Annotated in this window: 9 protein-coding genes; 4 read left to right on the top strand and 5 right to left on the bottom strand. The window is 55.2% G+C overall.

The genetic code is table 11. The features are described from left to right. Positions 1-83 precede the first annotated feature (83 nt). From AC5DDB_RS24605 to AC5DDB_RS24595, 3 genes are all read right to left on the bottom strand, one after another. Positions 84-1,385, bottom strand: a complete 1,302-nt coding sequence (locus AC5DDB_RS24605; RefSeq protein WP_491742409.1) for a sulfatase-like hydrolase/transferase — start codon at positions 1,383-1,385, stop codon at positions 84-86. A gap of 51 nt (positions 1,386-1,436) precedes the next feature. Next, complete coding sequence (locus AC5DDB_RS24600) at positions 1,437-2,291, bottom strand: alpha/beta hydrolase (RefSeq protein ID WP_491742408.1); 855 nt, start codon at positions 2,289-2,291, stop codon at positions 1,437-1,439. Between the two features lie 230 nt (positions 2,292-2,521). Then, entirely contained in the window at positions 2,522-5,572 is a 3,051-nt protein-coding gene (locus AC5DDB_RS24595; RefSeq protein ID WP_491742407.1) for a hypothetical protein, read from the bottom strand. A 129-nt stretch (positions 5,573-5,701) separates the two neighbouring features. Between AC5DDB_RS24595 and AC5DDB_RS24590 the strand changes: the two genes are divergently transcribed. Continuing rightward, positions 5,702-6,247 (top strand): dihydrofolate reductase family protein, encoded by a 546-nt coding sequence (locus tag AC5DDB_RS24590; RefSeq protein ID WP_491742406.1) that lies wholly within the window; start codon positions 5,702-5,704, stop codon positions 6,245-6,247. 106 nt (positions 6,248-6,353) lie between these two features. Here the strand turns inward: AC5DDB_RS24590 and AC5DDB_RS24585 are convergent, their stop codons facing one another. Continuing rightward, positions 6,354-7,376, bottom strand: a complete 1,023-nt coding sequence (locus AC5DDB_RS24585) for a hypothetical protein (RefSeq protein ID WP_491742405.1) — start codon at positions 7,374-7,376, stop codon at positions 6,354-6,356. 16 nt (positions 7,377-7,392) lie between these two features. Beyond that, positions 7,393-8,715 (bottom strand): outer membrane protein assembly factor BamB family protein, encoded by a 1,323-nt coding sequence (locus AC5DDB_RS24580; RefSeq protein WP_491742404.1) that lies wholly within the window; start codon positions 8,713-8,715, stop codon positions 7,393-7,395. Positions 8,716-8,868: 153 nt separating this feature from the next. Here AC5DDB_RS24580 and AC5DDB_RS24575 point away from each other — a divergent pair, with 153 nt between their 5' ends. Genes AC5DDB_RS24575 through AC5DDB_RS24565 form a run of 3 tightly spaced genes read left to right on the top strand, consistent with a single transcriptional unit; the run spans position 8,869 to position 14,051 of the window. Beyond that, positions 8,869-9,537: a GntR family transcriptional regulator gene (locus AC5DDB_RS24575; protein ID WP_491742403.1), complete on the top strand. Its 669-nt coding sequence runs from the start codon at positions 8,869-8,871 to the stop codon at positions 9,535-9,537. A gap of 8 nt (positions 9,538-9,545) precedes the next feature. After that, complete coding sequence (locus AC5DDB_RS24570; RefSeq protein WP_491742402.1) at positions 9,546-11,000, top strand: sulfatase; 1,455 nt, start codon at positions 9,546-9,548, stop codon at positions 10,998-11,000. 39 nt (positions 11,001-11,039) lie between these two features. Then, positions 11,040-14,051: an exo-alpha-sialidase gene (locus tag AC5DDB_RS24565; protein ID WP_491742401.1), complete on the top strand. Its 3,012-nt coding sequence runs from the start codon at positions 11,040-11,042 to the stop codon at positions 14,049-14,051. Positions 14,052-14,079 lie beyond the last annotated feature (28 nt).

Raw genomic sequence — 14,079 nt, 5'->3', positions numbered from 1 at the left:
TGAGTCACACGCAAGTATCGCGGGCAGACGACAGGCACCTGCGGTCAACATGTCCTTGCAGATGCCATGTGTCTGGCCGACTTTCATTTTGCCATACCAATGGATGCCGGCACTGCCCGAAGTTGTTCGACACGCTTGGCATACTCCGGTGGCACTTTGTCGACGACAACTTCACGAGGAAGTTCGCGGGCATCGAGAATGCGGTTCGATCCAGTCGTCACACGCCAGTCGCCATCGAAGATGCTGACCTGATTACGAATTCCGCCGGTGACCCACGGACGCGTTGGAGCCTGGCCGCCATAAAGACGACTTCGAAACGACATCCCATCTAGCGGCACATTGCCGGGAATTTTGACTCCTGCGAGTTCACAAATCGTTGGAAAGAGGTCTGTCATGTCGACGAGATTGTCCGCCACCTGAGCAGCGGCAATTTGGCCGGAGTGTTTGACGATCAACGGGATATGAGTTCCAGCATCGTTGAGATCGAACTTGCCTCCTTTGACGACACCGGCATTCGTCTTCCGTGGAGTCTTCGAGTCGGTTCCGTTGTCTCCCATGAAAATGACTACGGTGTTCTCGGCAATCCCGAGTTCGTCGATCTCGTCTAAAATTTGACCGCACAGTTTGTCCATGTAGGCAATCATATTCGAAAGCGAGGCCGGTTTCCCGGCGGCTTTATCGTTCGGCGTTTGTAGTATTGGCCAATGCGGTAGCAACATGTTGTGGTGGATATAAAACGGACGCTTTGCTTCAACGGCCGATCGCATTTGATGAATGACATAATCCGCTAGAACATCCGGGCCGTAGCGTTCGGAGATGTCGGCACGAACTTTCCCATCGTGGTTGAACGTAGGATTCCAATACCGCGTTGTTTTGGCACCGTCGCGCCAAATCTGCCACACACACCAAGAATCGAAGCCGGCATCCCGGCAGTGCTCAGGATGAAACTCCAAGGCACCAAGTTGCCACTTGCCTGTGACCGAAGTCTGATAGCCAGCTTTCCGTAACAACTGCGGGTACGTTTGCCATCGATTCCGAAAATCGACAGCCTCCTTCGTGCCTTGATGCACAGGCAACACGTTGAAGTACTTGTGGCGTGAGACATAGTTGCCGGTGTAGAGACTCATCCGCGATGGTGTGCAAACCGGACTTGTATATGCCCGACTGAATCGCATTCCTTGGGAAGCAAGACGATCGAGATTGGGCGTTTTGAATTCACGACCGCCATAACAACCGAGGGCCTCATACCCCAGATCGTCTGCCAGGATGAGCAATATGTTTGGACGTTCCAATTCGGCGGCGTGCAGCGGAACAGTGCTCAGAAACCAAGTCGTGATGAGTCCATAAAGCCAAGCTGTATGAGGGTTAGAAAAATGTCGCCGCATGAAAGACTCGTTTTGGAGTGGGATGGAATTGATATGAACCTTCAAAATCGGTCACTTTCTGATGAACCGTAGGATTTCTCGAGCAACTTGGTCGTCCATTTCGCCCATGCGACTGGCGACCGTCCCGTGGTTGCGGTTGGGGACTTCGATAAATCGAATCGACTTGTGTCCGGCGGCTTTCATGGCAGCCACGAAGTAACGATTCTCTTCACTGCGAGCGGGCAGGTCGTTGTCTCCGGCGAAGCAGAGGAACGGTGCGGTGTCAGCAGTTGCGTAAAAGGCCGGGGCGGCTTCGTCGATGAACGGCTGATTCCGAGAAATCCCACGTTCGCCACGCACAGTGGAATGTGTGATCATCTGACCGGCCACAGGGAAATACCCCGCGATGTCGGTGCGTTTGAGTCCGTGTTCAGCGAGCAGGTCTGGGTGCATGCCAATCATAGACGTCAAATAACCGCCAGCGGAATGCCCGGAGACATAGACCGATTCGGCAGAGCCGCCGTGATCTTCAACCGTTTTCCGTACGAACGCGACCGCGGCCGCGGCGTCTTGTGTGTAAGCGGGATACTTGACCTTCGGAGACAATCGGTAATTCACCGATGCCACCGCAACACCCTCGGACGCGAAACGTTCGCAGACCGTCACCGCGATATCATCTGCTTTGTGCCCGTTCTGCAGGCCGCCTCCATGAAACCAGATGAGCGTGGGAAAGTCTTTCACACCAACCGGCAAATACCAATCGAGTTTGCAACGTTCCCGTTCATAGTCACTGAGATCATCCCCCGACTTGTAAGGCTGATCGCGAATGACTTGGACTTCGCGAGCAGGTTGCTCACAGAATGCAACGGCATTTGAGCACGCCACGAATGCGGCAACAACCTGCAAGAGATGGCTTGGTTTCCACATGACTCAGAATTCCTGATTGAATGCTTTTGGGTGACTCATCATATCCCGGCGTTAGCTCGAAACCAGACATCCTGAGCCAACTCGAAAAAATGAACCGTACAGTGGAATCTTTCTGTTCGCTAGCAGCCGCCCTTCATGACGGTGAAACGCATTGCATGGTTGAATCCCGGCGTACACAAGCAGGTTCGCCATAGGGTTCGCCGAGGTGGACCAGAACACGACGAGTTGTCTCAGGGAGTCTCCGTGAACAGCAGAAGTAACGGTTTGTTGTCGACCTCGACTGAAACGTGACCATCTGATGTGGGCAACGTCAATTGCTTTCCGTCAATACGGATACGCTGCACGGCATTTGCGTTGCCGACCGAGAGCAACGCGTTCACGGAATCGGTATCGTTCCAGACGACATACAACGATTTGCCGCGATCGTTGCGGAACAGAAACACCTGCGTGCCGTCGGTACGCTGATCTTCGCTGACAAACTGCTTGTCCAACATGGCGTTGATCATGTGGTAGTGAGTGACGGCATCGAGCCGCGGATTGTAGTTGTTGAACTTGCAGTCGAACACACAATGCGAGTTCCCGAACTGCCCACGCGAGGTACCTTTAGGATCGGGATATTGAATCGTAAACCAACTGACGGTCTTTCCGCCTTCGGCGAAGAACACAGTGCATTTCTTGACCAACTCAATCGCCACCGACAGTCGCGATTGACCCGCACTGTTAAGCCCGAGTTCAGTCGAGTGAATCGGTTTAACGGCGTCGTATTTTTCCATCAGTTTGCGATACTCTTGCATCGTGCGACGGACGGTCATGTAGTGTTCGTAGACGTGGAAGTCATAGGAGTCGAGATAATTCTGGTAGCCCGCTTGGAAGTATTCCTCGTTCGGCTCTACCGACGTCCCGACGACTTCAATCTTGGGATCGAAAGCCTTTACCGCTTCGTAATTTGCTTTGTAGGCTCGAACATTATCAAGCACGACTTGCCCGGTTCCATGCGGTTCGTTGCCTTGGGCGATCATCAGAAGTCCGCGGTCGGCGTAGGCTTCTAGAAAGTTCGTCATGCCTTGGCGGAGTGACTCTTCGCTCACGGTTTTGAAGCCGTTGCGTTCGACATCACTGGCCGGTGTTCCGGTAATCCATTTTGCGCCCAGCTTCTTGCAAATCTCGATGCCGGGCGCGTGTGGCTTATAGGGCGGCTTGGGCGACCAACCACCCCAAATGCCGATTTGCCGAAGTCCCAGACGATCGGCGAGATAGAAATAATCGGGGATGCGGCTGTCCCAATTGCGTATCGTGAACGGAATCTTCTCGGGTGCAAATTGCTTCGATTCCGCAATGGGCAACCGAGCAAACCCCGAGAGTTCGGTGGCCTCCGAACCAAAACTTTGCGGCACCGCCACATGAAGCTCATAAAACTGACCGATGTTCAACCGATCGGTCGGCACATCGAGCGTTCCGACAAACTGCGACGACGAACCCGATGATGCGGGAGCAAGTGAGACTGCCAAATCACTCAGCACGACCTCGCCCCGATAGTCTTTCACGACACACCGTGCGACGCGATCATCCGGCGAAAGCGCTCGAGACGTGTTCACAGTCAACTGAAACTGCACTGGGTCTTCGGGCAGAAACAGGTTCCCCGTGGCCTGGGAAGCGATGCGGATGTCTTGGACGATTGGTTCGGGCGGCTGAACTTCGAGCCGTCGAATCGAAAGATCGTCAATACGGTACTCGCCATAAGTTTTCTGAAAGTCGACATGCAGCCGAGCAGTCGCGGCAGCGGGCGGGAGTTCGACGATTTTGGCCACGTCTTGCCAATCGGACTTGCCGCCTCGCGTGGCGATCGGCAAACGTGCGATAACGTCGCCGCCTGCGTTCAGAACCGCCAACGTCACGCTAGCATGATAGGAATCGTCCGGTGAATGCAGATCGGCTTGGTCTCGATAGTTGACCTGCCAATGACCACGCTGCACAGGAATGCTCGGGCCGGTCGCGGCGGTCGCATTGCGAATTCCGTCGAGCGTGCGGCTGAGTTGTAGCACACTATTGTCGTCTTCCATTGCGGTTTGTACATCGCCCTCGATTTGCCAACGCTGAGTTGCATCTTTGGTTTCGAACGACTCGGTCCAAGCCGTACTAGCAACATCGGCTTCGACAATCGCTTCCACATGCAAGTCGGTCAATTCGAGTTTCATCGACTTGCTCGCAGACGAACGGGTATTGAGCATCAATTCGAGGAAGCTTAACGCACCGTGCCATTGGCCGTCATTCGCGCCGGCCCAGTGTTCGCCGCCGGCAATCTTGAGTGGATCCAGCTCGATGGTCTGCCACTTGCCGTCGGTGTTGAGTTTCAAGCCGCCTCGTTGATGACACTGGCCCGTTTCGTCGACAAACCGCACAGAGAACTCCGTCACATCGGTCGTGCGAACACGAAAGCGAACCATTTGCGTGCGTCGAACGCCATCGACACCAAGCTTCCGTCGCAACCCGACATAACGCCCCCCTGCGGAAAAGTCCGCGGTGAGCGCTAACCCCGATTGGCCCGTGTCAGTAATGGGTTCCAGTCCGCCGCGAGCACCTTGGAATTCGTTGCCATTGTTGTAGCCCCAGCTGCCGGTGTGGTCATCGCCATAGTCATCCAGCCGCATTAAGGTTTGAATTTCCGTCTTCGGCGGTGTCGGCGTCATGCGAATATTCCTGAGCGAAATACTTCCCTCACGCAACACATCTTTGCCAGCCAGAAAGACAATCAGCTTCAGCGGCTGATGCCAAGTGCCATCGTTGGCCCCACTCCATTTCTCGTATCGCGTGACGATATCCATCGGCGTACCCGCTTCCAACGCCGCGAAGTATCGAGCGACGGGAAACGAATAGGATTGCCAACCGCCTTTGTCGCTGAGTCGGATATCGAGTTGATGACATTGCCCGGTGCCGTCGATCAGGCGTGTAGTGACCTTCGATACACCGGCGGGAACTTTGATTTCAAAGTCCACCATGTCGACGGAAATTTCGGGCAGCTTCTTCGCCGCTTGCACATAAGCGCCGCCGTTCGAAAAGTCTCCATGCAACCGTAGCGTGGGTTGGTCAGCTTCGGTGACTAGTTCCAACTTTCCGACGGCTCCCGGGAACTCTTTGCCGTTGTCGAAGGTCCAACCGCCTTGTGGTTTCGATGCATCGATCAACGACCGCGTTTCCTGGCTCATCGCGAATGACGAACCCAGAACGCCGGCGAAAATGCACCAACCTAGCAAAGCGACATCGAATCGTGTGATAGATAACATATGTTTGGTTCATTCCAGTGAAGTTGAGACGAGGCCTAGCATACCGCAATCGCTTGTGATCGGGCAATTGGCCACAAGTTGGGTCGAGTCGCGTATCGGTGCCGGCCATAGTGAAACTGTGGAGATCGAATGAGAGCTTCGGTGTTTATTGCAACCAGTCTCGATGGTTTCATTGCCCGACGTGACGGCGGTATCGATTGGCTAGACAACCCCGAGACGGAGGGCAGTTCGGAAGATCATGGATACCACGACTTCATCGCATCGATTGATACGATTGTGATGGGCCGAAATTCCTATGAGAAAGTGCGGTCGTTTGGGATTCCCTGGCCGTACGAGAAACCGGTGGTGGTCCTGACCAGCCGACCGCTGACAATTCCTGACGAGCTGGCCTCACGCGTGTCACAACTGTCCGGATCTGTGGAGGACGTCGTCAATGCACTTGAATCACGCGGCGCGAAGCATCTATATGTTGACGGCGGAGTGACGGTGCAAAGCTTCCTGAAAGCCGGTTTGATTCAGCGGCTGATCATCACCACGATTCCCGTGTTGCTTGGTGATGGCATTCGGTTGTTTGGTTCACTCGACCGTGACGTTCGTCTAAGGCACGTTGTCACAAAGACCTTCAGGGGCGGATTGGTGCAGACCGAATACGAAGTTTTGCCAGCGCAAGCGTGACCGCGAGGATGCGTTATTCCGCTGTCGCGTTCCATGACCGAGGAAGAAACTCGGGGCGGCCGGTCATTGTCGCCCACACGCTTCCATGCGACACCTCTGCAGGTGCTCACTTTGTTGAAATGCGTTCCGTTTGCAGCGGGCCGATGTATTTCGTGGCGACCACGACATCGTCGAACCACACTCGGTTGGCGTGACCGCGTGTGCCTTGTGTGATGTAGAGGTACAACCACAAAAAGTTGACGTTCAAGTCTTTGACCGTTCGAAACCGAAAGCCTTCAAACGGATCGCCACCCGCCGCGGTTTCAAAGTACTCTCGCTTGTTTGTGTCGGGATTCCAGCGGACTCCGCCGCCTTCTCGACCGGGCAGGAATTTGTCGAATGTCCAGAGGCCACGAGGAAAGCCTTTGCCGAGGTGACTGACTTCGCGTCCGTCGATCCACAACGCGAGTTCGCCGTCGGTGTCACCGACGTGGTTCATCTGGACCATGACTTCGATGCATGTCCACTCGCCACGCCGCACTTTCAGCGATTCGTTATGGATGAACGAATTGCCCCACGTTTGGCCCCGTGGCGGACTGCCCTGCATTTCGCACCAATACGTGTAGTAGTCCCATTGCCATTTTTTGCCGAACGGTTCGATGCCGACCCAGAATGATTTGTCGCCCCGAGTCGGCTGCCCCGCACGAACGGACGGCCAACGCGTCGCCGGGTTGTTGCCACCGACGCAGGTGCCGAAATGATGCACGGGTTCGCAGTCGTCGGCGAACTTCACGTACATTCGCGTGTAGAGTTTGTCGTAACCGTCGCCCAATCGGCGATACAGATCGGCCCCGGTTCCCTTCTCGGCTAACTGCGAGATCAGCAGAGATTGCTTCCCGCCGCTGCCAGGGGGAACGTCGGCCGTTAGTGACATCACGTCGCTGTCGCGGACCGTGTCCCATCGCTTGCCAATCGTCTCGATGTCGGCTGCTTCGAACGTTTCGACAAACACCACAGCCGCGTCGTCAGCAATCCCACGATCGTGTGGGTAACGACTGGCAATTCCCGATTTGTTCGACGAAGGCTGTGCCGACAAATCGGCTGGATAAAAGACCATCGCAAGCAGAACGCACGCTGCGAAGTTTTTCATGGTCAGGTCCTTGTGTCTATGACCCCGCGATACAGAACAAGTGCTTTTCGCCACGAATGAAGAGTTCGTTATCGACCGGAGCAGGCGTAGCATCGACGGTTTCTCCCATCGAATTCGTCGCAACGATTTCCAATTTTGGAGAGTCCTTGATCACTACGATCGTGCCGCTGCGATCGGTCAAATACACATGCCCGCCCGCTGCGATTGGCGAGGCGTAAATGCTGTTCAAACCGGGAATGCGAGTCGCGCCGTAATGGGGTTTGCCGGTCGCTGCGTCGATACAGGTGAGAATCCCTGATTTGCCTTTGTGAAAGTAAAGTCGTCCTGACGACAACAACGGCGATGCGATGTCGGGCGTGTCGCGATCGAGTGTCCAAAGGACGTTGTCGGTGTCTTCAATGTCGCCGCTGCCGGTCGGTCGAAACGCGCCCAAGAACGATCCGCGAAAACCGCTCGTCACGTACACCACGCCCTTCGCAGAGACAGCCGATGCCGCGGGCCGTTCGGTTTGTCCGCCACAACTCCACAGTTCTTCGCCGGTTTCCAAGTCGTATGCGCGGGCCATCGTTTGGCCGTTCATGATGATTTGCTGTTTGCCGTCGACCGGAACAATCAAGGGAGTTGCCCAGCAGGTGGGTTCGTCGCGATTGGTCTTCCAGATCGTTTCGCCGGTGCGTTTGTCGAGCGCGAAGATCGCGGATTGGCCTTCGTGATCCCAAGGCACGATGATCTTCTCGCCGGCGATTGTGGGAGAACTTCCTTCGCCGAAACTATTGCGGGTTTCCATGCGACCTAGGTCTTCCCGCTTCCACACGAATTTGCCCTCCATCGTGTAACAGAACAGACCACGCGACCCGAAGTGAGCGTATACGTGTTCGCCGTCAGTGCAGGGCGAGGCGGAGGCAAAGTTGTTCGTCGAATGCGTCGCCTGATGCGGCTTGGCTTCCGTGGCGACTTGTTCCCAAAGTTTCTCACCCGTAGCGCGATCGAAACAGAACACCATGAATCTCAATTTCTGTAGTTCAGCACCACCACCGCCAAAACGCCGTTGACGATTCCGCGACGTTGCCGACCGTTGAGATTGTTCAGCGTCTTCAGCCGGCACACCGGACACCACGAAGACTTTGTCTTCCCAGACAACCGGCGAACCCGAACCTTGACCGGGAATGGGAACCTTCCATTTTACGTTCTTGGTGTCACTGAACTCGGTCGGCGGCGTGGCGTTCAACGCAACTCCGTTGCCATTGTCACCCCGCCAATGTGGCCAGTTGTCGGCCATCGCGTGTGATGCGGCAACGAGAAGAAGCGATACGCCTGAGAAAAGTGCAGTGCGATGCATCGAGTCACAATCCTTGAAGTCGAACAAAAAAGAAAAACGCTCGGCTATTTCCACCGATTAACCCCGGTCAGCCGCAATCGGGTTGTCAAAAACGCGGAGAACGCAAAGTTCCACCGGCTTGAAAGTCTATAGATTTTCCCTACACTCAACAGAATGAATCGCAATCAATCCGATATTGCCTACGAGTTTCTCCGCAATAAGTTGATTCGTCGTGAGTTGCCATCGGGAACGCGAGTTCGCTACGGACCGCTCGGCGACCAGATCGGCATGAGTGCCACTCCCGTTCGTGAAGCAATCGGCCGTTTGGCGAGTGAAGGGCTTGTTGATTTGATTCCGCAAGCCGGTGCCGTCGTCAAGCGATTGTCGCGAACGGATACGATTGAAGTTTTCGAGATGCGTGAGGCGATCGAACCGTATGCGGCTGCGAAGGCGGCACAACTGATTGGTCTCCATCAATTGAAGTTGCTGCAAAAGTCGCTGGACCGAATTTCCGTCTTGCTGGATGAATCATCGCCGACGCCGCTTGATGACCGACAAGCTCGGGAATTCGATGAAGCGGACCTCGAATTTCACTTGACCATCTTGCGGGCCACCGAAAATAACCGCATGCTGAAAATCGTCAGCGACTACCACGTACTGACGGCGATCATTGGTATCCAACGTCACGCGTATTCGTGTGATGTGATCCAGACAACGATCGAAGACCATACAGCCATTTTCCATGCGTTACAGTCACGCGATAGCCACGCCGCACAGGACGCGATGCTAACCCACATTCGCAACAGTCGTCAACTAACGCTATCCGGAATGAGCGAGGCGTAAGTCGTCCTATGTCGAGTTTGTGTCGCAGCATCTTGATCGTTGTTCTCGTGGGAGTGACCACGCCCCAAAACGTATCCGCGGACACTGCGAAAAAACCGAACGTTGTGTTGATTCTGGCGGATGATTTGGCCTGGGCCGATTTAGAATGTTACGGGCACCCTTGGCATGCGACTCCGCATTTGAACCGGTTGGCAGTGCAGGGGATGAAGTTCACGAACGCATATGCGTCTGCCCCGATTTGCTCGGCGTCTCGCGCGAGTCTACTGACCGGCAAAACAACCGCGCGGCTCGGGTTCGAATTCGTCACTAAGAACGAACCGGGGCGGCAAAAACTCGACGCCGATACCCCGCTGATGGCTCCGCCGTTCACACTGAATTTGCCACTGCGTGAGACGACGATCGCGGAGACCTTGAACGCAGCCGATTACACAACCGCGTTCTTTGGCAAATGGCATTTGAACGCGCATCATGAGCGGTATTTGGGTTGGAGTCCGACGCATGGCCCGAGGCAACAGGATTTTCAATTCGCCGTTGAAGACTTCGGCGGTCACCCGTATTCCTGGGGCAGAAACACACCGAAACCACTCACGCAGGCCGGTCAGTTCCCGAAGGATTCCATGGTCCAAAGCGTTTGCGATTACCTTCGGAAACCACAGGATCAGCCGTACTTCGCGATGGTCTCTCAATTCTATGTTCACACACCGGTCAAATCGCCATGTCGGTGGTTGATCGAAAAGTATGACAATCTCATCCCCGCCAATTCCCCCGCCCGTGACCGTCGCTTGCGTTATGCGGCGTTCGTGGAAACACTCGATCATTATGTCGGGCAGATTTTGAACGCGATTGACGAGTCTGGTGCCGCCGACAACACGCTCATTGTCTTCACAAGCGACAACGGCGGTCATCCGGAGTACACAGCGAACGGTCCGTTCCGTGGATCGAAGTGGAACTTGTACGAGGGGGGGATTCGTGTGCCGCTGCTCGCGTGTTGGCCCAATCACATTCCCAGCGGTTCCACAACCGATCAACCGGCCGTCGGTTACGACCTGCACGCCACATTCGCTGATGTCGCGGGAACGGGTGTAGCCATGAGCGATGGCATCAGCCTGTTGCCAATCCTGACGCAACAGAAAACCCTTCCCGAACGCGCGTTGGTCTGGCATTTCCCGTACTATCATCCGGAACGCGGTTTCGCCAAAGCACCCGACGAGATTGGCGTGGATGACTTTATCACAAGTCGCACGCGACCGTATTCCGCCTTGCGATTCGGGAAGCACAAACTGCTTCAGTTCTACGAAGACAATTCCACCGAGTTATACGATCTGCAAAACGATCCCGCCGAACAGACGAATCTCAGTTCGGCGAACAACCTCAAAGCCAGGCAACTCGCTCAGATGTTGAAACAGAAACTAGCCGAAATGCACGCGAGATTTCCTGAACCGAGCTCGAAAAAAAGTAACTAGCTGCCCCATCCGATTCTTGCCCCTCGATTGAGATGCGCCATGCGAAGACAAAGCCCAACTACGATTACCATTCTGATCGCGATATTCCTGACGTCGAGTGATTTTTCCGTCGCTCAGGATCAGTGGAACCTAAAAGAATTGCACTACAACAACCCCGGTCTCGTGGTTGATCTGGGTGTGGGATTATGGGCATGGCCGTTGCCGTTGGATTACGACAACGATGGCGACATGGACTTGCTGGTGTCTTGCCCGGACAAACCTTCGAATGGCGTTTACTTCTTTGAGAACCCCGGCCAAAAACCGGGCGAGAAAATGCCTGTGTTTCGTCCTGGCGTGCGTGTTGGCAAGACCAGCCACAACATGCAAGTCAGTTACGTCGACGGCCAACCACGAATCCTACGGACCTGCTGGGAATTTCCACGCGACGAGAATACCGGCAAGTTCGATTTCGACAACGGCAAGCGGGTCTATCCCAAAACCAACATTCACGACCACAACGTCCGCGCGAATATGTGGCGATATGTAGACTTCGACGGTGACAACGATCAAGACATCATCGTCGGCGTGGGCGACTGGACCGATTTCGGTTGGGACAACGCCTACGACAATCACGGCCGCTGGCGTAACGGACCGCTACACGGTTACGTCTATCTTGTTCGCAACGACGGTTCCGTTGAGAAACCCAAGTACTCCGAGTCACCCGAGAAACTGACCGCTGCCGGCGGGGAAATCGATGTCTACGGTTGGCCGTCACCCAACTTTGCCGACTTCGACGGCGACGGTGATCTCGATTTGTTGTGTGGCGAGTTCCTTGATGGCTTCACATACTTCGAGAACATTGGCTCACGAACGGAACCCGAATACGCGGCTGGAAGTCGCTTGACAAACGCTGCGGGCGAACCGCTCGTGATGGATCTGCAAATGATCACGCCGACGGCGGTCGATTGGGACGGCGACGGTGATTTCGATTTGATCGTCGGCGACGAGGACGGCCGCGTGGCCTTTGTGGAGAACACCGGTCGACTGCAAAACCGCGAACCGGTGTTTCTCGCCCCGCAGTACTTTCAGCAGGAAGCCGACACGTTGAAGTTCGGCGCGTTGGCAACCCCGTATGCGTATGACTGGGATGGCGACGGCGATGAAGACATCCTTTGTGGTAACACCGCTGGGTACATCGGTCTGTTCGAGAATCTCGGCACCGGAGACAACGGGCTACCAAAGTGGTCCGCACCATCGCTGTTGAATGTCCATAACGAAGCGAACGATGCAAAAGGCCAACCGTTTCGCGTGTTGGCCGGGCCGAACGGTTCCATTCAAGGACCGGCCGAAGCGAAGTGGGGTTACACGACGTTGACAGTCGCCGACTGGGACGGCGATCAAGATCCGGACATCATCTACAACTCGATTCTGTCGCGTGTCGGCATCTTGCGGAACGACGGTGGCAAACTCGTCGACACCGCATTGGCATCTGAGCAGAACGAGGCACCGCCGAAATGGTACTGGTGGAAGACACTCGCCAGCGACACACTAACACAATGGCGGACGACACCCGTCGCGGTCGATTTTGACGAAGACGGTGCAATGGATCTCGTGATGCTCGATCAAGAAGGTTTTCTTACACTTCGCCGGAAGGCTGGTGAAGCCGAACGCATCTTCGTGGATGAGAACAACCAACCGCTGCAACTTAACCCGAAGTCGTGTGGTGGTTCCGGACGCGTGAAGTTGGACGTCGTCGATTGGGATGGTGACGGCCGTCAGGATGTCATTGTGAATTCCGAGAATGCACTGTGGTATCGCAACTGCGAGACACGTGAGGGGAACGTGGTACTGAAACGCATTGGCAATCTTGCGAATCGGAATGTCGCTGGGCACACATCCAGCCCAGCCGCATGTGACTTTGACAAAGATGGCAAGCCGGACTTGCTCGTAGGGGCGGAGAACGGTCGTCTGTACTACGCCGCTCACGACGATTGCAAAACGTTCCCCGCTGAAGAGCTTCAAGCCAAAGCCGCCAAAGACCACGCCGAGCCGAAGTATCCCGGTTTCGTCAGCGAAGAGTTCATCTACACAAAAGCCAGCTTCCCGGAATGTCACGCGTCGACGATCTGCGAAACCAGTCGCGGACTTGTGGCGGCTTGGTTCGGAGGTTCGAAGGAAGGTCGCAAGGACGTCGGCATTTGGACGAGTTACTACGACGGCAACCGCTGGTCTGGCCCGACTCTCGTTGCCGATGGGGTGCAGCACGAAGGACTTCGTTATCCATGCTGGAACCCGGTGTTGTACCAACCGGATGGTGATGCCCCCACGTTGTTGTTCTTCAAAGTCGGCCCGAACCCACGCGAATGGTGGGGCGAGTTTATGGTGAGCTTCGATCGTGGTCGCACCTTCCGTGATCGCCGCCGCTTGCCGGAGGGAATCGACGGTCCCGTTCGCAGCAAACCGATGTTGCTTGCCGACGGCTCGCTTCTGTGTCCATCGTCAACCGAACACGATCACGATTGGCGAATGCACTTTGAGATTCTGACCGACTTAACGCACCCGGAGTTGGGTCAGTCATGGAAACGCTTCGAACCGGAGGAACAGCCGTTCCAAGTCATTCAACCGACGTTGTTGAGTCATTCGTCTGGCAAGATTCAAGCCTTGTTGCGTTCGAAGCATTCCCGGATTTTCCAGGCGTTCTCCAATGATCAGGGTCGTACTTGGACCGAACTTGCCGACGCGGGACTGCCCAACCCGAACAGCGGCATCGAAGCCCTCACGCTGGCAGATGGTCGACATCTCCTGCTATACAATCACACTGGCGGAGAGCGAAAAGATGGCTGGGGTTCACGGGCGATCTTGAACCTTGTCATCAGTGACGACGGCCGCAATTGGCATGAGGTTGCAACTGTTGAGAAAGTCGACAAGGGGGAACTCTCTTACCCCGCGATGATCCAAACCCAGGACGGCAAAGTCCACATGACTTATACCTGGAAACGCCAACGCGTCCGCCATACAGTGATCGATCCGAATTTGATTGAAACCGGCAAACGCATCAGCGAGCAACCGTGACGTTTGCCGAATCGCCTCAACATCCTAC

Source organism: Thalassoroseus sp., from assembly GCF_984380535.1.
The sequence above is the reverse complement of the archived record's forward strand: the minus strand, read 5'-3'. Positions and strand labels throughout refer to the sequence as shown.

What these genes read in the sequence shown, in the direction of transcription:
- AC5DDB_RS24600 (WP_491742408.1), bottom strand. Translation starts at nt 2,291, where the DNA reads ATGTGGAAACCAAGCCATCTCTTGCAGGTTGTTGCCGCATTCGTGGCG.
- AC5DDB_RS24590 (WP_491742406.1), top strand. Translation starts at nt 5,702, where the DNA reads ATGAGAGCTTCGGTGTTTATTGCAACCAGTCTCGATGGTTTCATTGCC.
- AC5DDB_RS24580 (WP_491742404.1), bottom strand. Translation starts at nt 8,715, where the DNA reads ATGCATCGCACTGCACTTTTCTCAGGCGTATCGCTTCTTCTCGTTGCC.
- AC5DDB_RS24585 (WP_491742405.1), bottom strand. Translation starts at nt 7,376, where the DNA reads ATGAAAAACTTCGCAGCGTGCGTTCTGCTTGCGATGGTCTTTTATCCA.
- AC5DDB_RS24565 (WP_491742401.1), top strand. Translation starts at nt 11,040, where the DNA reads ATGCGAAGACAAAGCCCAACTACGATTACCATTCTGATCGCGATATTC.
- AC5DDB_RS24595 (WP_491742407.1), bottom strand. Translation starts at nt 5,572, where the DNA reads ATGTTATCTATCACACGATTCGATGTCGCTTTGCTAGGTTGGTGCATT.
- AC5DDB_RS24575 (WP_491742403.1), top strand. Translation starts at nt 8,869, where the DNA reads ATGAATCGCAATCAATCCGATATTGCCTACGAGTTTCTCCGCAATAAG.
- AC5DDB_RS24605 (WP_491742409.1), bottom strand. Translation starts at nt 1,385, where the DNA reads ATGCGGCGACATTTTTCTAACCCTCATACAGCTTGGCTTTATGGACTC.
- AC5DDB_RS24570 (WP_491742402.1), top strand. Translation starts at nt 9,546, where the DNA reads ATGTCGAGTTTGTGTCGCAGCATCTTGATCGTTGTTCTCGTGGGAGTG.